18 protein-coding genes are annotated in these 20,633 nt (G+C 42.2%); 11 read left to right on the top strand and 7 right to left on the bottom strand.

Features of this window, described 5'->3' with window-relative positions; genetic code table 11:
- The first annotated feature begins 9 nt into the window (after positions 1-9).
- The gene (locus tag BET10_RS01340; protein ID WP_070983024.1) at positions 10-519 is read left to right on the top strand and encodes a GNAT family N-acetyltransferase; all 510 of its coding nucleotides are present in this window, start codon (positions 10-12) and stop codon (positions 517-519) included.
- Here the strand turns inward: BET10_RS01340 and BET10_RS01335 are convergent.
- Genes BET10_RS01335 through BET10_RS01325 form a run of 3 tightly spaced genes read right to left on the bottom strand, consistent with a single transcriptional unit; the run spans position 491 to position 3,962 of the window.
- Positions 491-1,105: a PqiC family protein gene (locus BET10_RS01335; RefSeq protein WP_070983023.1), complete on the bottom strand. Its 615-nt coding sequence runs from the start codon at positions 1,103-1,105 to the stop codon at positions 491-493. The genes BET10_RS01340 and BET10_RS01335 overlap by 29 nt on opposite strands.
- Complete coding sequence (gene pqiB, locus BET10_RS01330; protein ID WP_070983022.1) at positions 1,106-2,761, bottom strand: intermembrane transport protein PqiB; 1,656 nt, start codon at positions 2,759-2,761, stop codon at positions 1,106-1,108.
- Entirely contained in the window at positions 2,754-3,962 is a 1,209-nt protein-coding gene (locus BET10_RS01325) for a paraquat-inducible protein A (RefSeq protein ID WP_070983021.1), read from the bottom strand. Before BET10_RS01325 ends, pqiB begins: the two co-directional genes overlap by 8 nt.
- 196 nt (positions 3,963-4,158) lie before the next feature.
- Between BET10_RS01325 and BET10_RS01320 the strand changes: the two genes are divergently transcribed.
- Positions 4,159-4,929, top strand: coding sequence for a substrate-binding periplasmic protein (locus BET10_RS01320; RefSeq protein WP_083330390.1), 771 nt, complete (start codon positions 4,159-4,161; stop codon positions 4,927-4,929).
- On the opposite strand, the gene BET10_RS01315 is transcribed toward BET10_RS01320, so the two are convergent.
- Positions 4,926-5,717, bottom strand: coding sequence for an acyl-CoA thioesterase (locus BET10_RS01315; protein ID WP_070983020.1), 792 nt, complete (start codon positions 5,715-5,717; stop codon positions 4,926-4,928). The genes BET10_RS01320 and BET10_RS01315 overlap by 4 nt on opposite strands.
- 237 nt (positions 5,718-5,954) lie before the next feature.
- On the opposite strand from BET10_RS01315, the gene dnaK reads away from it, so the two are divergent.
- From dnaK to BET10_RS01275, 7 genes are all read left to right on the top strand, one after another.
- Positions 5,955-7,880 (top strand): molecular chaperone DnaK, encoded by a 1,926-nt coding sequence (dnaK, locus tag BET10_RS01310; protein WP_070983019.1) that lies wholly within the window; start codon positions 5,955-5,957, stop codon positions 7,878-7,880.
- 122 nt (positions 7,881-8,002) lie between these two features.
- Entirely contained in the window at positions 8,003-9,136 is a 1,134-nt protein-coding gene (gene dnaJ / locus BET10_RS01305) for a molecular chaperone DnaJ (RefSeq protein ID WP_070983018.1), read from the top strand.
- Between the two features lie 379 nt (positions 9,137-9,515).
- On the top strand, positions 9,516-9,974 hold the full coding sequence (gene ybaK, locus BET10_RS01295; RefSeq protein WP_070983016.1) for a Cys-tRNA(Pro) deacylase: 459 nt from the start codon (positions 9,516-9,518) through the stop codon (positions 9,972-9,974).
- Between the two features lie 240 nt (positions 9,975-10,214).
- Positions 10,215-11,051, top strand: coding sequence for an ion transporter (locus BET10_RS01290; RefSeq protein ID WP_070983015.1), 837 nt, complete (start codon positions 10,215-10,217; stop codon positions 11,049-11,051).
- Positions 11,052-11,404: 353 nt separating this feature from the next.
- Positions 11,405-13,654 (top strand): acyl-CoA dehydrogenase, encoded by a 2,250-nt coding sequence (locus BET10_RS01285; RefSeq protein ID WP_070983014.1) that lies wholly within the window; start codon positions 11,405-11,407, stop codon positions 13,652-13,654.
- 120 nt (positions 13,655-13,774) lie between these two features.
- Complete coding sequence (locus BET10_RS01280) at positions 13,775-14,734, top strand: phosphotransferase (RefSeq protein WP_083330384.1); 960 nt, start codon at positions 13,775-13,777, stop codon at positions 14,732-14,734.
- 2 nt (positions 14,735-14,736) lie between these two features.
- Positions 14,737-15,555 (top strand): DMT family transporter, encoded by an 819-nt coding sequence (locus tag BET10_RS01275; RefSeq protein ID WP_070983013.1) that lies wholly within the window; start codon positions 14,737-14,739, stop codon positions 15,553-15,555.
- 45 nt (positions 15,556-15,600) lie between these two features.
- On the opposite strand, the gene BET10_RS01270 is transcribed toward BET10_RS01275, so the two are convergent.
- On the bottom strand, positions 15,601-17,220 hold the full coding sequence (locus tag BET10_RS01270; protein WP_070983012.1) for a S8 family serine peptidase: 1,620 nt from the start codon (positions 17,218-17,220) through the stop codon (positions 15,601-15,603).
- Positions 17,221-17,420: 200 nt separating this feature from the next.
- Entirely contained in the window at positions 17,421-18,479 is a 1,059-nt protein-coding gene (locus tag BET10_RS01265) for an ABC transporter substrate-binding protein (RefSeq protein ID WP_170829087.1), read from the bottom strand.
- 144 nt (positions 18,480-18,623) lie between these two features.
- Between BET10_RS01265 and BET10_RS01260 the strand changes: the two genes are divergently transcribed.
- Together BET10_RS01260 and BET10_RS01255 are read left to right on the top strand one after the other, a co-directional pair.
- Positions 18,624-19,016: a cytochrome b562 gene (locus BET10_RS01260; protein WP_070983010.1), complete on the top strand. Its 393-nt coding sequence runs from the start codon at positions 18,624-18,626 to the stop codon at positions 19,014-19,016.
- A gap of 146 nt (positions 19,017-19,162) precedes the next feature.
- Complete coding sequence (locus BET10_RS01255; protein ID WP_070983009.1) at positions 19,163-19,426, top strand: hypothetical protein; 264 nt, start codon at positions 19,163-19,165, stop codon at positions 19,424-19,426.
- 325 nt (positions 19,427-19,751) lie between these two features.
- On the opposite strand, the gene BET10_RS01250 is transcribed toward BET10_RS01255, so the two are convergent.
- Complete coding sequence (locus BET10_RS01250; protein ID WP_070983008.1) at positions 19,752-20,405, bottom strand: DUF6058 family natural product biosynthesis protein; 654 nt, start codon at positions 20,403-20,405, stop codon at positions 19,752-19,754.
- Positions 20,406-20,633: the final 228 nt, after the last annotated feature.

The following is a 20,633-nucleotide window of genomic DNA, read 5'->3' as shown; positions in this document are numbered from 1 at the left end:
TAGCCTACAATGACAATAATAAGAACCAATCGTTTAGCACTTCGTCGAGCGACTCTTGATGATGCTAACTTTGTTTTACAGTTGCTCAATCAACCAAGTTTTATCGACAACATTGCAGACAAAGACGTACGCACAGTTGAAAGCGCGCACAATTATATTCAAAAAGCTTTCTTAGAGCCTTATACTCAAAGCGCTAAAGCGCCATATATAGTTACACTGGATGATGGCACTGCCATCGGTGTTGCTGGTTTTTATCAACGGCCAACCTTTAATGTACCGGACCTTGGTTATGCTTTTTTAGATGGCTTTACAGGGAAAGGGTATGCAACTGAGGCGGCTATTGGGTTATTAGAGTTTGCGCGAGATAAACTTGCGTTAGAAACTGTCTTGGCGATAACATCGCCAAACAATGCACCTAGTGCAAAGCTGTTGCAAGCTTGTGGTTTTAGTTTTCAACAGGAGGTTATACTAGATAGTAGTAAGGAGCCTGCTAATTTATACCGCCTTGACTTTGAGTAATATCAATAAGTTCAGAGGCTATCTCTTTGCTAAGTTCCTGCCATGAATTTTGTAGTGCTTGCACTAAAGGAGAAAAGCCGTTTTCCTTCAGTGGTTCCGTTAATGTAAACCTTCTATGCACGAGTAGTTCAGGGCTACCGTTTTGATAAGTGTAGACAAACCAACGACCACTGATTAGCGAGCCGACTTCATAATGTCCTGCAAAATCGTCGACAACAATCGACAATGCATAGCTGTTGAGTGGAGTAGCAGGGACTTCTGAATCTATAACTTTCCACGTCGGCAATTGCCCAGAAAGTGTATGAGTCAAAGAGCGTGTAAGCATATATCGAGGGTTTTCAGCCCAGAAGTGATATTGTGCGACTGAAACTATATTATTGTCTAACCGTTGCACAATACCTTGCTGATCGGCTGTGCCACTCATCTTAACGGTATTTACTTTTAATGTATGAGTATATTGATGTGCCTTTGAGTCTTGCTTTTGCGGCAGAACGATTGAAAAGCCATAATATTGGCTGGTTTTGCTTGTAGGATTACTACAAGCGCTCAACAACAAAATAAATAAACAGGTCCCAAGATGGCGCATTTACTTTTTCCTTGGTTCTGGGTCGTCAGGTGTTTGTTTATTGAAAATTATCATGTTTGGTTGTTCGTTTAAGCCTTTAGCAAACGGCTTTAACGTATTGGATAAACTTTCTAACTCTTCCAAGGTATCAGTCAGTTGTTCAACCATGGTTGAGTCTTGCTGATAATGGGTAAGTGTCTTTTCAAACTGCCTTAAGCTGGATGTTAACTGTGTTAACGTGACTTTGATAGTATCTAGGTTTTCATTCACTTTGTTAGTAGTACCAGATTGGTTAAATGAGCCAATTAATTCATTCATTTCCATTGCCAGTTGCCTATATTCTCTCAACGTTCCATCTAATTGGTCTAACGTCTTGTTTACTGGTAGGTCATTGAGTTTGTTTAATAGTTTAGTGACCTGTTCCGATAATGCGGTGAAGCCGCTTGAGACACTTGGCAGTGTTGGATAAAGCGAAGATGTCATCACGCGTGCGTCTGGCGCATCAGGGTAGAAATCTAGTTCTATATAGATCGCACCCGTTAACATATTGCCACTTTTTAACGAAGCTCTCAATCCATTTCTAATCCATTTTTCTATATGTTGCTGCCAATATTCTCGGGCAATCGCGCTGCGCTCAAATAAACGACCATATTCAATACGGATCAAAACTGGTATTGAGGTGCTATCTTGTTGAAAATATAAAGGCTGGCCATTGCGCTTTAATTGTGCAGGTGCTTGTTCAACCGTACCAATACGCATACCTCTGTATTCAACAGGCGCACCAGCGCGCAAACCCCGAATGGATTGTTCAAATTCAATCAGATAAAAATCATAGTCATCAAAACGTTGCTCCAGAGCTGTGGAAAAGTTTTCGTGTAAAGTGAAGCTCACCTGCTCTTGAGCAATTTCAGATGGGGCCTGATCAGGTGGATAGTCAACGGAAATACCTCCTTTGATTAGTTTCGATAAGCTGCCAGTTGATACATCTATGCCTTCTGTAGATAGATTAATGGATACCCCTGATGCGACCCAAAATATCATATTATTCGTGATGAGCTGGTCGTAGGGTGAGAAAATGAAGACCCCGTATTCCATTGCAAGATTATCAATATTGAAGTTAGCGGACTCAATTTGGCCGATTTTAAAATTACGAAAATAAATGCCAGTACCAACGTCTAAAACCTCCGCATGTTTGGATTTTAGCTTATATCGCTTACCCTCTATATCAGTGCCTATGAGTGCGGGTTCATCCTGCAAAGTAAATAATGAAGATTTCACTTTACTCGTTCCTGGTTCAAGCTCTAAATACACACCCGACAGCAGTGTGTTCATGCCTGAGATACCGGATTCGTCAATACGGGGTTTTACTACCCAAATTTTTGCATCAGAGGTTAGTAAAGGTTCATACATGGTATCGATTTGAACCTTAGCGATTACGGCATTTTGGTCCAGTTGTAAACGTAGCGATTCTACTTGACCGATTTTAACACTACGCACTCTTACTTGGGTTTTGCCTGCGATAATGCCGTCAGCATTGGACATTTTCACAAAAACGGTATGACCTTTATTTAATTGATGCTGGTATAACATCCAGATGGTTACGCATAGAGCGATAATTGGCACAAACCAAATAACGGAAAACTTAGGTTTTGACTCTATATATGCATGTTCACTCATGAGGGTTCAATCTATCCCATAAAATTCTTGGATCAAAGCTATGTACTGACATCATCTGACAAAGGACCATAACCGCGAAAAATACAATGCCAATCTGAGGTTCAACGGTTAAGACTGTACCCAGCTGTACCAAAGAGACCAAAATGATGACAACAAAAACATCAATCATTGACCATTTACCCATCCATTCCAACCATCTGTAAAGCTTTGATGCTTGTTCTACTTTTTTGCAGCGCTGGGTTTCAATAAGCAAATAAAATAATGCCAGTGCCTTGATGATTGGAATACAAATACTGGCAGCGAAAATAATAATGGCAACTGGATATGAACCATCTTGCCATAGAATAACAATACCAGAGAAAATTGTAGCGAAGGTATTCTGGCCAAGGTTAACTGTATTCATGATAGGCAATAGGTTTGCAGGTATCATCAGCACTAAGGCGGTAACCATCCATGCTAGGGCTCGGGCGTTAGCTTGTGGCTTTCGAAAGTGAGTTTTGGCATAACAGCGAGGGCAATGCGTGTCAGACGTTAACTGGCCGCACACATTACACTGCTTAAGCGCTTGCGATTTAGCGCTTTTACCGCAATGCAATGTTTTTGGTTCAAATTGAGGTTGCTGACGCTGCCAAAGTTCATTTTCATCGATCAGGGTCAGCAGCTCTATGAAACAAAACACAAATAGCACATACGACCAAAATCCATAGCCCAATTCTAGCTCGGCATACGCCATTAATTTGAACGCGCTTACCAACACAGCCACCAAAAAGATATCTGCAAGATTTAGAGGCATAATGTAACTCAAAGATTTTGAAATCCACCGCGCATTATGTGTGTTAAGTCGCGTCCACAATGCGCTTTGTGTAATGAGTACCAATGAACACACCGCAAGTGGCATCAGTAAAATCGTAAAAATAAAAACGAATGCCAGCATCGAACTATATGTCTCGCCCAGCAGCACGACTGCATCCCAAAGGCTGATTTGTTGCTTGAGGCCGTGTTGGCTAAATGAAATAAATGAGGGGTAGAGGCTAGAAAAAAGAAATAGCAGGGAGGCAACACTAAACGCATTGAGCCATTGTTGCTGGTTGCTGCGGCAACTAAGGAGTTGCGAGCCACAATATGGACATATTGCACGTTGTTGCTTTGCGATATGACCAACATTGATTATCTTGTCGCAGTGTTTACAAGCGAGTATCACACACTAATCTTCTAAATTCAGAACCTTACTCTTAGTGTGCGGCAAATATGAGGGGAGTGCAAATGTGTCATCAATGTTGGCGCTAATTGGCGGCGTTTTTGGTGCCCGTAACAACAGATACACAGGTGTTCAAAGCCCATATTTTACACTAGTATTTATGCTACGCAGTGAATTTGAATGCTGGACTAGGGGATATATGACACGAGTTATTTTAGCTATTTGGTTTAGCCTTTGCCTTGTTGCGATGTCTGCGGTGAAGGTAGAACACAGTGAGCAGATTATCGTTGCTGCAAGTCCACACTTACCGCCTTATGTGATCCAAAAAGGTGATGATGGGATTCAACTTCAAATACTTAAGCAGGCTTTTGCCCAACAGGGTATAACGAATGTAAAGGTTCTTTATATGCCTAACAAGAGAGCCGAGCAGCAGTTGCTCAGTGGGGAAGTTGATATTGCCTTAAACTTTCCTGCAAATTTAAAAGCGTTAGTTCACCAAAGCAATAGTTTACTGAGCTACCAAAATGTCGCGGTGTCTTTACGCGAAAATGCATTCAAGATAGATCAGGTAAGCGACCTAAAAGGCAAGAGTGTACTGGCCTTTCAAAATGCGCCTGCGTTTTTAGATGCGCCTTTTAAACGGATAACAAAATCATTGCTTTCCTATGAAGAAGTGGTTAATCAAGAGGCACAAATTGCGCACTTGATGAAGCGCAGAGTGGATGTAATCGTATTGGAACGGCGTATTTTTCTTTACTACTTAAGCCTGTATGAGCGCAGTAATGAGGTTTTGCCTTTTCGTGTTCATGCTATTTTTTCTGAAGCGCCAAGACCTGCACACTTTAGTGATGCATTATTAAAAGCAGTATTTGATGAAGGGCTGGCAAAAATTAAACAAAATGGTCAGTACCAAGCCATCATGGAATTTGATGGCAAGGATTATAGCAGTTTGAATTCAAAACAATTCTAATCAAATAAAGCCACTGTTTGACGCGTAAGCGCCAGCAACTCTCCGCGACTGCTCCAAATACAGCCATCCTCGAGTCCGTAGCCGTCTTTACAATGATGAGTGATTGCTTCGAATCCCAACCAATCGTCTGGATTAAGCTGTGGTTCACGAACAAACTCTAGGTACCAAGACATACTGCTTGCGGGAGCTGGCTGCTTATACATTTGTAATAGGGTAGGAGGCCATGCGTCTGTTAAGGCGATTATGTGTGCTTCATTCATACCCTGTGGTGTGTCTTTAAAGCGCATCCAGCCACCTAGATGAGAAGTGTCTACGCCGCTAAATGGCATCCCACCTTGTTGTGGGCACAAGGCAACATGTTGGAAGAACTCAGGCATTATACCTTTTTGATACGGCAGCATATGACGCTCATCAACAGGTTTTAAGGTCATATTCTTTGAGACATCAACGTGAACATTTGAGGCGCGTCTGGCACCAAAGCACGCTTGTGTGAGAACGACAATTTGCTTATCTTGAGTGATTTTAGCCATCACTTGGCTACTATTCTTGCCTGTGCGCAGAACTTCAACTTGAATTGTAAAATCTCGTTCGGCTAAAAGTGGACCGACAAAATTAGTGCTCAGCGACAGCAAACGGCGATCGCTGTCCACATGCTGTCTGATTGCTTGATACAGCAGTGCTGCTGAGAGCCCACCAAATGCGGTGCGACCCTGACACCAGTTTGCAGGAAATTGCATAGAGCCACTTCCCAGAGTCGCTGCTTGAGCCAATAATTGATCGAAATGCATAACATCCCCTAAAGACTTTTGTTTAGTGGGTTTATAGCACAGCCCGCGAGGTCAGACCAGTTTAGTGAGATTAAAAAGAGGCAATAAATGTCCCTATTTTTTGACTAAAAAGCGGTCACGATGAAATAAAAGTAAAAAAAACGAAATTTTTTTCACTTTTAAGCTTGAATTCAATTTTGTCGCCCCTATTTACAAAGCATCTAACAGAACAACGAATTTTGAAGTCGGAGAAGATTCATGGGTAAAATTATTGGAATCGATTTAGGTACTACTAACTCTTGTGTAGCAGTACTAGATGGTGAGAAAGCACGCGTTATCGAAAACGCAGAGGGTGATCGTACAACCCCTTCGATTATTGCATACACAGCAGAAGGTGAAACACTTGTAGGTCAGCCGGCTAAACGCCAGGCGGTGACAAACCCACAAAACACATTATTTGCAATTAAGCGCTTAATCGGTCGTCGTTTTGAAGACGAAGAAGTACAGCGTGATATCAGCATCATGCCGTTCCAAATCGTGAAGGCTGACAATGGTGATGCTTGGGTTGAAGTACGCGGTGAAAAACGTGCTGCGCCACAAATTTCAGCGGAAGTACTGAAAAAAATGAAGAAAACTGCTGAAGACTTCTTAGGTGAAGAAGTAACTGAAGCGGTTATCACAGTACCTGCATATTTCAACGACTCACAGCGTCAAGCAACTAAAGATGCTGGTCGTATTGCAGGCCTTGAAGTTAAGCGTATCATCAACGAGCCTACAGCGGCTGCACTTGCTTATGGTATGGATAAAAAGCAAGGTGACAATGTTGTTGCTGTATACGATTTAGGTGGTGGTACTTTCGATATCTCAATCATCGAAATTGATGAAGTAGATGGTGAGCACACGTTTGAAGTTCTAGCGACTAATGGTGACACACACTTAGGTGGTGAAGACTTCGACAACCGTGTTATCAACTATCTAGTTGCAGAGTTTAAGAAAGACCAAGGTATTGACCTTAAAACTGACCCACTAGCAATGCAGCGTGTTAAAGAAGCTGCTGAAAAGGCGAAGATTGAGCTATCTTCAGCACAGCAAACTGAGGTGAACCTACCTTATGTAACTGCTGATGCAACGGGTCCTAAGCACATGAACGTTAAATTGACTCGCGCTAAGCTTGAGTCACTGGTTGAAGACCTAGTTGCTAAGTCTATTGAGCCGCTTAAGCGTGCACTAGCTGACGCTGACCTATCAGTGGGTGATGTAAACGACATCATTCTAGTTGGTGGTCAAACACGTATGCCGCTAGTTCAAAAGACCGTTGCTGAGTTCTTCGGTAAAGAGCCTCGTAAAGACGTTAACCCTGATGAAGCAGTTGCAGTAGGTGCAGCGGTTCAAGGTGGTGTACTTGCAGGAGACGTGAAAGACGTTCTACTACTTGACGTATGTCCTCTCTCTCTTGGTATCGAGACGATGGGTCAAGTGATGACAGCACTGATTGAGAAAAACACGACTATCCCAACTAAGAAGTCGCAAACTTTCTCAACAGCTGAAGATAATCAGTCTGCGGTAACGATTCACGTACTACAAGGTGAGCGTAAGCGTTCAAGCGATAATAAGTCTCTAGGTCAATTTAATCTAGAAGGTATTCGCCCAGCACAGCGTGGTGTACCGCAAATCGAAGTTACATTTGATGTTGATGCGGATGGTATCTTACATGTATCTGCAAAAGATAAAGATACAGGTAAAGAGCAGAAGATCACTATCCAAGCTTCTTCAGGTCTAAGTGATGACGAAGTAGAAAAAATGGTACGTGATGCGGAAGCAAACGCTGAAGAAGATAAGAAATTCGAAGAGCTAGTATCTTCACGTAACCAAGCGGATGCAATGGTTCACGGTACGCGCAAGCAAATCGAAGAAGCAGGTGATGCACTACCAGCTGAAGACAAAGAAGCGATTGAAGGGGCGCTCAGCGACCTTGAAACCGCTATCAAAGGCGACAACAAAGAAGAAATCGACGCGAAAGTACAAGCGCTTGCGGAGAAATCTCAAAAGCTAATGGAAATTGCACAAGCTAAAGCACAGGCTGGCCAACCTGGTCCTGATGCTGGCGCTCAGCAAGGTTCTTCAAAGCAAGACGACGATGTTGTTGACGCTGAGTTTGAAGAAGTTAAAGACGACAATAAGTAATTGTTGACTTGCAAGGGCGCGCTGGCGAATTCGCTTGACGCGCCCTTAGTGTATGTAAATTTTGGCCCAAGGCCAGCTTGATGAGCTTAGGCACATCATTTAACTAGAGTAATGTGATAACTATGTCAAAACGTGATTATTACGAAGTACTAGGCGTTAGCAAAGATGCCAGCGAACGTGACATAAAAAAAGCGTACAAACGTTTGGCGATGAAGTATCACCCAGACCGTACGGCGGGTAATGCTGACTTAGAAGCCAAGTTTAAAGAAGTAAAAGAAGCGTACGAAGTACTAACTGATAGCCAAAAGCGTCAGATGTATGACCAATACGGCCATGCAGCCTTTGATCAGAATGGCGGTGGCCACGGTGGTTTCGGCGGCGGTCAAGGTGACTTTGGCGATATTTTTGGCGACGTATTCGGTGATATTTTTGGTGGCGGTGGGCGTCGTCAATCTCGTCAGCAACGTGGTGCAGACCTTCGTTACAACATGGACCTTTCGCTTGAAGAAGCAGTGCGTGGTAAAGAAGTTGAAATTAAAGTCCCAACTTGGGTTAGCTGTAGTCCTTGTGATGGCAGTGGTGCAAAAGCAGGTTCTAAACCTAAAACTTGTACTACCTGTCATGGAGCAGGTCAGGTGCAAATGCGTCAGGGCTTTTTTGCTGTTCAGCAAACTTGTCCAACCTGTCAAGGCACGGGTTCAATTATTTCCGACCCATGTAATAAGTGTCACGGACAAGGTCGCGTAGAAAAGACTAAAACACTTAATGTGAAGATCCCAGCGGGTGTTGATACTGGTGACCGTATTCGCCTATCGGGCGAGGGGGAAGCTGGGTTACACGGCGCACCTGCGGGAGATTTATATGTTCAAGTCGCGGTACGTGAGCACCCGATTTTCACTCGAGATGGCAATAACTTGTACTGTGAAGTGCCTATCAGCTTCAGCACTGCGGCATTGGGCGGTGAAATTGAGGTACCAACGCTTGATGGCCGAGCGAATCTAAAGATCCCAGCAGAGAGCCAAACAGGTAAGATGTTCCGCATGCGTGGTAAGGGCGTTAAGTCTGTACGCAGTGGTGCTGTGGGAGACTTGATCTGCAAAGTCGTACTCGAGACTCCGGTTAATTTAAACGAACGTCAAAAAGAGCTATTGAAAGAGTTTGAAGAGAGCATGGGGGGTGAGAACAGCAAGAATCGTCCTAAAGCTCAGGGCTTTTTCGATGGTGTGAAAAAGTTTTTTGATGACCTAACAAAATAGCATCATAAATCATTAAAAAACGGCGCATTATGCGCCGTTTTTGTTTGTGCTGAATTAATTTAGCAGCACTAAGTAATCATGTTTGCTTTCACATATACAGGCCACCGTTTGGTCATACCTACCCAGTAACAACTGTCCTGTTTTACAACCTAATAATTCACATTTGGCGCTACAAGCGAGCGTGTCACTCCACATCAAGTATTCATCCTGCAAGAATTTTAGTAGCACCAGAAAAACAATCACTGTGAATAGGACAAAAAGATACTTTTTAAACATGGCTAACATCTTTTTAGTTCATAGTGACAATATAATACTTTAGTCTAATGTGTGGTTTTGTCTACTTTGTTGTAACTTAATTAGGATAACTAAGAGGGAAATCATGACGCCTGCAATTAACTTATTGGAAAAACAAGGGGTTCAATTTCAAATACTTAAATTTGAACATGAACCATCACAACATGGCTTTGCCAATGAAGCCGCTGAGAAATTGGGGCTGATCGCTGAGCAGGTCTTTAAAACCTTGCTTGTGGAGGTGGATGGAGTATTGAATGTGGCTATTTTGCCTGCAACAAGGCAAGTCGATCTAAAGGCATTTGCAAAGGCGTGTAAAGGTAAAAAGGCCATAATGGCGGATGCTAAAAAAGCCCAAACTGCTACAGGTTATTTAATCGGTGGGATCAGTCCCTTTGCGCAAAAGAAGCGTTTTAACACCTTGCTCCATAGCGATGCAAAAAAATTTGGAAAAATATATGTTAGTGCTGGAAAGCGTGGGCTGGAGGTTGAAGTTGCTCCTGAAGATTTAGTTCGACTGTGCAATGCCCAATTTAGACCGTTTTGAACAAACGGCACAACGGAAAAAATAGAGCGCACTGACAATGTTACATTCTTAAATACTCTTAGTGATAGTGTGTATATAGTGCTCGCTCCATTGATATTTTTTCTATCGAAATTTTAGGTTATAAGCTGATATTTCATCACTATTTTTCTTTATGTTTTAATAATAAATAGCTCCCTCAACTGCCGCCTTATAGATATAATCACGCAAGTTTCAAAACTCACTTATAAATTTTGGTAGCGTATGTACGAAAATATCAAATATCAACTAAACACTTTGAAGAACAACAAAGCGTTTGAGCTTTCAGTGGTTGCTGTGATTATTATTTCAGCCCTTGAAATAGGGGCGAAGACCTTTCCGCTCTCTAGTGGCGCTGTTTCTGTTACTCATGTGTTGGATATCTTTATCACGTTGTTTTTTCTGTTTGAAATAGCTGTGCGTTTTATCGCCGATGAGGATAAGAAGCGCTTTTTTACCAAAGGGTGGAATGTTTTCGACACGTTAGTTGTGGTGATCAGCTTGATCCCCGTTAATGATAGTGAAATGGCACTTTTGGCGCGACTCGTCAGGGTATTCAGGGTGCTTAGGATGGTGTCTGTCGTACCAGAGCTTAGAGTATTAATAAATTCGTTATTGAAAGCGTTGCCGCAATTGGGCTATGTTATTTTATTGATGTTTATAATCTTTTATATATATGCGGCTATTGGCAGTTTCGTATTCAATGATATAAACCCAAAATTGTGGGGAGATATCGCAATATCTATGCTGACTCTATTTAGAATTATGACATTTGAAGATTGGACAGATATTCAATATGAAACAATGGAAGTCTATCCAATGTCTTGGGTATTTTACTTAACCTTTATATTCTTCACTGCTTTTGCATTTTTAAACATGGTTATAGGCATCGTTGTTAATGTTATGGAAGACGAGCGCTCAAAGCTCAAGAAGGCGAAAGATGAAGCTCGCAATGTGCCGACCATAGAAGGTTTACATAACGAAATTCAACAGTTGAAAGCATTGATCGTGCAGCAACAGCAAAATCAGGAAGAGAGCTGTCGAAAAGACAGCAAGGTATAGGCTTGCTCAATATCAGATTTAGTAAACATGTGGCATTAAGTTGATGCTAATAACTTAAAACAGATACCTCAAATTAGTAAGCGGGATAGCCAATAGGTCTGTCCTGTTTACTATAACCTTTTTACAGCCTTCAAAAGTTTGAAGCCGTATATACAGAATTCACCCACTAACCCTTCTAGACTGCAAAAATCAATATTTCAGCGTACACGTGTAAGCTTTTAATTTGCTTATAAATATTCTTAATCAAATGAAACCGTAGTAAAAAACTAGTAAAAAATGTTTCTAGAGTGATTGATCTATTGTCATTTTTATGCCGTAATGTAGGTATATCTATCTGGTCGGATGAGTTGATTATGAGTTTAAGAACACAACTAAAGAAAGTATTACCAAGCATTTCAGTAACCGAACAAGAAGCATTAGATGCTGGTGATGTATGGCTTGAAGGGTCTATTTACCAAGGCAAGCCTGATTTTGACGCGCTAAGAGCTGTGCCAGAAGCAAAACTAAGTGCAGATGAGCAAGCGTTCTTAGACGGTCCTGTTAAAGAACTAATGGCAATGATCGATGATTCTGTTATCCAAAACAGTAAACATTTGCCAGAACATATATTAGAGTTTTTGAAAAAAGAGCGATTCTTTTCGCTTATTATTCCTAAATCATTTGGCGGTCTTGAGTTTAGCCCATACGCGAACTCTACAATTGTTGGTACTATTGCAACAAAATCTTCTGCAGTTGCGGTGACGGTAATGGTTCCTAACTCGTTAGGCCCAGGTGAACTATTGCTTCACTATGGTACTGAGGAGCAGCAAGCACATTATTTACCTCGTCTTGCAAATGGCCGTGAAATTCCATGTTTTGCGTTAACAAGTCCTGAAGCGGGTTCTGATGCTGGCGGTATCCCTGATATTGGTATCGTGAAAAAAGGTCAGTACAACGGCGAAGAAGTGATTGGTTTAGAAGTGACATGGGATAAGCGCTATATTACCTTGGCACCTATTGCTACAGTACTAGGTTTGGCGTTCAAAGTTGAAGATCCAGATGCTCTACTAGGTGGTAAAGAGCATTTAGGTATCACGTGTGCACTGATTCCTAAGTCACATCCAGGAGTGGAGCTAGGAAACCGCCACGACCCTATGGGTATCCGCTTTTATAACGGTACTACGCGTGGCAACAAAGTGTTTATTCCTATGGACTTCATCATTGGTGGTCAGAAGAACATTGGTCGCGGTTGGCAAATGCTCGTAAGCTGTCTGGGAGCGGGACGTGGTATTTCTCTTCCTGCGTTAGGTGTTTCAACAGCACAGGTTGCATTAAAATCAGCCTCAGAATACGCTGCTGTGCGAGAGCAGTTTGGTCTATCAATTGGTCAGTTTGAAGGCATTCAAGAAAAACTTGCTGACATTGCAGGTAAAACTTATTTGCAAGAAGCGATGCGAGTGTTAACCACTGAAGGTTTGGGCATGGGCCTTAAGCCATCTGTAGTTACAGCAATCGCTAAATACCACATGACGGAAATCGGTCGTGATGTATTAGACTCTGCAATGGATATTCAAGCTGGTAAAGCGATTCAAAATGGTCCACAAAACACCCTAGCAAGTGGTTATGTCGCACAACCAATCGCAATTACGGTTGAAGGTGCGAACATTCTTACTCGTAACTTGATGATTTTTGGTCAAGGTGTAATGCGTTGTCACCCGTATCTACAGTCTATGGTTGAGTCCATTCACAGCCAAGAAAAAGATGCAGATAAAACCTTTAATAAGATTTTACGTAAAACAGTGGGTTATAGCGTTGCGAACAGTCTTCGAGCGTTCCGCCTTGGCTTATTACCATTTACAGCTGGAAGTAAGTCACAGTTGCCAGAAGTACAAGCTTATGAAAAAGCTGCACACCAGCTCTCAGCCAAGCTTGCTGTTTATGCGGATTTCTCGTTACTAGTATTGGGTGGTAAATTAAAGCAGGCAGAAATGTTGTCAGCACGCTTAGGTGATGTGATGAGCTATTTATATGCGGCTATGGCATCGATTAAGTACTATGAGCAGAAAGTAGCCGTTGCCGATAGACAAGCTGCAGCACCATACTTTCACTATGCAACACGCTGGGCATTGCAAAATGCAGAAAACGCGCTGCATAAGTTCTTAGATAACTTCCCAGCGTCTGGCACTCGCAAGTTTATGCGTGTCATTACAATGCACTACACACATAGAATGCCAGCAATCAGCGATGATCTAGTACGTGAGCTTGCGAAAGCTGCTCAGTTAGATACAGCGTTTAAAGCACAGCTAACGCACTTGATTAAACCAACAGCTGGTGATGGTCATGATATTAATGAACAAGCCTACAAAGCTAAAATGGCATGTTTAGACTTGCTATCTAAAGTGAAGAAAGCACTTCGTAGCAAACAGATAAAAGCGGGTGTACGTTTCTCTGAAACACTTGATAATGCGCTTGCTGCAAATCTAATTAGTTCACAAGAATATGCTCAGCTGATTGATTATAACAAGAAGCGTGAAAAAGCGATTCGTGTGGATGAATTTGATTTTGATATGAATTTGCTAGATGACAATGCACAGCCTGTTGAGAAGGTTCAACAAGCGAGTTAACGCTCAACAATGCCTTAAGTGCCAGCAGTATCGGCACTTAATTACATTTAAAGCCCCTGAACATTAGGACAGGGGCTTTTTTTATTGCCAGAAAATGTTAGCGTTTAAGGCAAATAGATAATGAATGCCCCAAGTATGCTTTACGAAATACTAAGTGAAAAGTTCCATGATATTATAGATAAAGAAAGCAGTAGTCAGCTTTGGAGTGGCTGTGGCTGTGTAAACAGAATGTGTTTAGATGGTATGGATGTAGTGGTTAAATTTGCTCAGGTCCCCACACAGCTCATCCATAGAAACATTGTACAAACTGATTTTGCACTGGCGCGTAAGTTAAAATCATATCAAATAGAATTAGCGTTTTATCAACAACAAGCGGCTCGACTTGATGGTGTTTGTTTAGTACCGAAGCCCATACACGCTGTGCAGCGAGATTGTACGACTTGTCTTGTATTGTCGGACTTCTCTGGTGGTGGATTTCGCGCAGAAAGTGACCCTTGCACAGAACATCATCATCAAGTACTAACTTGGCTGGCAGATTTTCATAGTTATTTTATGATCCAAAATGACATTGGCTGGCAGGAGGGGGGGTACTGGCATTTGGCGACACGGCCCGATGAATTTCAAAGGATGGCTCATAGCGAGCTAAAAACACATGCAAACAGCATTGCTGCGCTTATCCGAGATTGTCCATATCGCACACAAATTCATGGTGATGCCAAAATCGCAAACTTTGTATTTAACTCAGAATTAGCTGTGCTGGGGTATGATTTTCAATATCTGGGTTCAGGGTTGGGGATTCAGGATGTCATGCTGTATTTCACGAGTGTATTTGATAATGATGGTCTGTACACTCATGCTGACGAATTGCTAGAATACTACTTTGTAAAGCTGGCTGATAACCTAATTACGAAACATAGTATGCAAAATTCTCGGGATATTGTGAGTTGTTGGCGAGAGTTATGGCCTGTGGTGTGGTCCGACTTTCACCGCTTTTTATTGGGGTGGAAGCCAGATCATTTTAAGATTAACGAGTATATGTGCAAGCAGTCACAAAATACATTAAGACTAGTCAGAGGTTAGTTATGTTGTTTGCGATGTTGAGTGCACTGAGCTGGGCTGGCTTTGATTTTTGCCGTAAGAAGTTGGCTGCCTATTACCGTGCGCCATTGATGTCGGTTGTTTTTAGTCTCAGCGTGTTACCGGTTTTTTTAGTGCTGTGGTTGTACGCTGGCGCGCAGCTTCCGACGGTTGAATATTTTTTGCCCGCCAGTGTAAGTGGATTGCTCGCAGCTGTAGCGAGCGTTTCATTTATTCGCGCGCTTGCAATTGGAAAAATCGCGATTGTGTTGTCCATGTTGTCCTTTACACCAGTGTGTTCTGCTTTGCTTGCATGGCTTTGGCTAAATGAGCCACTCACATCTGCGCAAGTATTGGGGATTGTGGGTATAGTTGGGGGATCGTTTTGGCTCATGGGCACACGATTTAAAGCTACTGAGAGCGGCATCTGGCATGCTTTACTGACCTCATTATGTTGGGGCTTTAGTATTGTTATCGATAAGTATGCGCTGCAATACGGTGATAAAGCGTTTCATGCCACCTACATCACTGTCATAGTGTTGAGTGCAACGGCTTTGGTGTTAGGTGTGCGCGTTAAGGCTGCTGACATTCAAAAACATGTTGGCTGGTGGGGACTGTCTGCTTTAGTGTTTTCCAGTGCGGTGATCCTTCAGCTTGTGGCAATAGAGCTCATGCAACCTGGGATTGTTGAAGGATTAAAGCGTTCGGTAGGAATTACTAGCGCAATGCTGCTGGGCGCTTGGGTCTTCAAAGAGCAACTAACAATTAAGCAAAGTGTGGCGATTATTTTTATGCTGTTGAGCACGCTTATACTGTTGTTATAAAAAAACGCCCGATATGACGGGCGCTTTTCATGAATCGTTTAAAGCTTAGTTACAAGCACCTAAACGCTTCCAAACGTTGCTGAAAATATCAGGCTGTGCAGAGCGAGACCACCATGTTGCTTCATACTTGTAGTTTTTATATGAAACTAGGTCACCCGTGTAGTACATTTTTGATGAAGACCAAGCGGCGATACCATCACATCCCTTAGGATCATCACCTGTAATGGTAACGGTTTTAGTCACGGAGTTAGATTTTTCACCATCTTTGGCAGTAAGCGTTACTTGGTAGTTGCCAGCTGCTGCATAGGTATGGCTAGGTGAAGCTTCTGTGCTGCTTGCGCCATCACCAAATTGCCACGAGTAGCTGCGTGCATCCTTAGATGTGTTTGTGAATTTAACCGTTTTACCGTTTACGCTATAGCTGAAGCTTGCGATTGGACCAGGTTGTGGGTCGCCGCTACAGCCATTTTGCGCGATATAATCATAAGCGGCTTTTGCTTGTACGATACCATGACCATAAGATGTATCACGACCCGGTGCACCTTTATCTTTGGCTGTAGCATTGAGCACCTTACGAATTTCATCGTTAGTACACTCTGGATAGTGACTCCATACCAGCGCTGCAACACCTGAAACGTGTGGTGTCGCCATAGAAGTACCACTGATAGATTTATATCCATTGTTGTTCCAAGTAGAGTTAACCCCTACACCTGGCGCCGCAATTTCAACCTGATTATTGTACTGAGAGAATGATGCTTTGTTTTCCGAGCTGTCCACTGCCGCAACAGATACTACGGCATCGTAAGATGCTGGGTAGCTTAGGCTGCTGTTGCCGCTGTTACCGGCAGCTGCAATATGTAACACGCCGCGATCATAACTTTGCTGGAACGCATTACGTTCTGCCGTTGAACTGCCGCTGCCACCCAAGCTCATACTCGTGACATTAGCACCTGATGCTTCACACTGTTCAATGGCTTTTATTAGATCCGAACCATATGCCCACTGGCCCTGATCGTTAAATACTTTTACGATATGCAAACCAAGTTGGCCCGATGGGTTTACACCGACAACACCTTGGCCATTACCGCCAATCGCAGCAATTGTACCGGCAACATGCGTACCGTGACCGTTACCATCGTTATACCAGTTGCCTGTATCATTTGAACCATGTCCATCATTACCTGTGATGCCTGTGCTAGGTAAGTCAGGGTGGTTAAGCGTATAACCCGTATCCATGATACATACTTTACGGTTACCGCTCATTGTATCTGCAAGTTGGTTTGCTTGAACCATGTTGATACCGTAAGGCGTTGACTCAGCCATTAAGTAACGCTTTGGATCCACCTCGACGTTCGCAACCTGTGGGTTCGCTTTAAGTTCAGCAAGCTTTTGTGGTGTTACGTTCATAACGACCGCATTAACACTTGGCAGCGCTGTCATTGGAGTGACATTTAATTGTTGAGCAAAAGTCGTTAGTGTTTGTTGTTTGTAGCGTGCAACATCGGCGCTTGATACAAGCACTGGGGCCGTTTTTACAGCGCTGTCATTTAGTGTCACGATAACGCGTTGCTCTTCGCTGGCAGATACATGTCCTGCGCTTAGGGCTGCGCCTACACAGGCTGAAAGAACTGAAAGCTTTACGTTGTTAGAAACCATTTTTTTCATTTTAAGTTACCTTTATTACATGTTGTTAACCTCTGTAAATAAAACAGGTAAATTGAAATGTGTCAACAGTGTGTTTTTTGTACTAAAAACTAAGTGGGAATATACAAATTATTAAAATTTGAATAATTGGATTGTTCTTCTCTAATATTTTTATAATCATATTTTTTTATCTAAAAAATTAATATAAATGAAATAAAAAATTATTTTACTAGCGCTGTCATATTGTCAAGTGTGAACGGTTTTGGCGTCGGCGAAGTATGCGTGATAGAGAAATATCGAAAGTCAATCTTATCTAGTGTTTTTGAATGAATAGCTTTATATAAAGGCTCGTACTTATTGTTATAAACCTTAAAAATGGGCAGCTCGTTATCACCTATTATGTTTGCTGGGTCATTAAAATGATCTGCAATTTTCACCAGTGTAAAGGCGCCCAGTGTGACGTGCCCTCCGACTGATGCATCTAATACTTTGTGGTGATCTTTATCCCAATTGACCCCACCAATTCTTATCTGTTGGCGTATCGACAATTTGGTAGCAGCCTCTGCCGCACCTTTTGCCATAGCATCATTGGCTGCCCAAATGAGTTTAGTTTCTGGGAAGCGCTTGAGCAGACCCTTCGTGATCCTGTAGGCTTCTTGTTGTGACCAGTTAGCATCAATGCGTTGTTGCAGTTTTAAATTGTAGGAGCGATTACTGTGACTGAGCAGTCCTTGCTCTCTTTGTCGAGCCGCTTCAGTGGCGGTTTCCCCCAGTAAAGCCAGTGAGTTGACGACTGGATTCTTCTTTGACCGTAAAACAAGGCTATCAAGTTGTTGGATAAGTAACCTTCCAGCTTGGAAGTTGTCCGGTACAATATTTCCTAGAATACCAAAGCCTTTACTTCTAAGCCTAATTTGCTCTTGTTTTGTAGGCGCGTTGAGCAAGAATATAATTTTATCGTGTGTTTTTTGAGAGGAAAGCAAAGCTTGGGCGACTACGGACTTTTCGTCTACCAATACCAAATAATGGTCATCTCTGGAGAGTGCCTTGTCGACCATTTTTTTCATATCGATATGATTTCTGTTAGCGTACATCACACTTAGGTCAATGTTGAGATCTTCTGCGGCCGCTTGCATAAAGGCTGTAACATTTAACCAGAAGTTCCCAGTAGGGTTGTCGTCAGAGAACCCAGGGTTAATAAACGTTACTTTTAGCTCGGCTGCCGCGCTTGGGATGGCGAACATCAAAAAAATGCACGTAAGTGCAAACTTTTTGAACACATTAACCTCATCAGTCATTTCGTTAAGTAGTTATTATGGCACAAAAATCTGAAATTATTTGAGTTGCCTGCTTGGGATGGTCCGTTATTGCTTTTTTCATAATCCAAAGGCCACTATAATGCCCTGAAATTTTTTGGAGGATTTATGCTTAGAACCCTATTGTTCGCTTTGTTCGTTATGTCACTGTCAGTCGCCGCTAAGCAAAGTAGTGATTTGGAAGTGACCATGAAAAACATGGGACTTGCCTACAAAAACGCTATGAAAAGCGAGTCACAGCAACAATTACTTGAAAGCTTAGACGCCTTTCGAGAGCACTTGTTAGTCAGTCAACAGCACCGCTTTGAACCAAAGCTTCAAGATAAGTCCACTGAGGGCTTACAAAGGGTCGCAAATGTACTAGCAAACAGTGAGCGATTGGCAAAAGAAGGTAAGCTGGCGGAAGCAAAAGAACAGCTGAAAAAGATTGATGCGCTCAGAAAACAATATCATGAGCTCCATGAGCCTCCCAGTATTTGGGAATTACTATTCGGTAAATAGCAATTTTGTGGAATAAATAATTAGTTGAAAAATTCTAATTTTTTTCACAGAACAGCTTGAATGTTGCGCAACTAGTACGATCAGGGGTAGCTATTCGCTACCAGACTGTTATAAATAAGGAGCGTAATGTTTAAAAGGGAGCCGCTATGACGGAGCAAAACCAACAATTAGATAATAGCGTCATTGCGACATTGAAAAACAAAGATCATTCAGCATTGAGTGAGAAGCTAGACGCTTTAGCCTGTACTCATACCGACATCATAGAGCTATTGGCTCAATATCAAGCCCTTAGCGATCAAGATGACGATGAACGCTTTGATGCATGGTACGACGAACTTTGTAAGCCGCAGTTAGAGGTGCTAAAAGCGTTCGAAGTTATGCGTGCACACTTTGATCAGGAATATCAATAGTCTCTTATATTTCTAGCAATTTACTCTAAACAGCCTGTGCTTTGGTGTGGGCTAATGTCGTGATATTGGCTATGTTGTGAGAACACGGGTAAATATATTTTGGCTTGAGGTGGGTCATCGCCTTGACGATTCTCTTGTGAAGCAGCCCACCAGTTTATCTTGACACTGAGTTTAAAATTTCGATTAGCGTATTCTAATTTTAGTAATCCAATATAAACTAAATGCCTCGGTTAACGAAGCATGAGAACATCCGTAAAGCGTTAGCTAATCGGTCGCGAAAGCTTTCCTTAGTAACTATGTGTGATGTGTTCAACATGTCGCACAGCTACTTAATCGATAAATCATACTTACACACCAAGGCATCTATATAGCGCTCTCGTAACGAGTGATTGCGTTCGTGTTTAGCGGGGTGGCTAAAGGCTCTATTTAGCAATTTTAGGGCATGCAGCAAAGCGGGACGGTGTTGTGCATTGATGCTAGCTGTACTGCGCTCTTCGGTAATTTCATCAACAATGGCTCGGCCGAGCTCTATATGCACCAGCTCCTCAACGAGTCCATTTTGGCTGATAACGCCATACTTACTGCATAAATATTGCTGCCAAGCGTTTTGTATCTGCTCACAAAGGTCATCACTAAAGCGCTCATCTTGGCAATGTAGTCCTTGCTGTTGGCATTTTTTTAAGCTTTGCGTGTAATGCTGAAAAAATAGCTCATATGCTTGTGCTGCGTTGCTGACTTTGTGTTTTATTAAATCTAGGCCCCACTGTACACAGCCTCGGGGATAATAGTCAGTGAATTCCTCACATTCATATAAACCGAGAAAAGAGCTACATTTAATCTGATTTTGAATACTGTAGCTGGGCTTAGGGAACAGACCACTTTCTTGCCAATGAGTGAGCTGCTCAGTATCAACCTTAAGCGCCTGACAAAGTTCTTCTGTACGATAAAAATGAGTGTTTAAGTGATTAAGTAAGCTCATACAAATTAAACTGGATAAATATACAGTGATTTGAATTTTGTACTATGTATTAAAATTTTACAAGCGCTAAAAATTAGTTTTTTTACTCCTGAGTTGCTCAGACTCAACAAAAATATTAAATAAGCTACAACTTCAATAAGTTAATTAAATCTCCAAGGCGTATTCCCATAATCAACAATCTGCAAAAGTTCGGTTGAAAACCACGAAGGAAAATAAAATTACTGATTT

Source organism: Pseudoalteromonas amylolytica, from assembly GCF_001854605.1.
GTDB lineage: Bacteria > Pseudomonadota > Gammaproteobacteria > Enterobacterales > Alteromonadaceae > Pseudoalteromonas > Pseudoalteromonas amylolytica.
The sequence above is the reverse complement of the archived record's forward strand: the minus strand, read 5'-3'. Positions and strand labels throughout refer to the sequence as shown.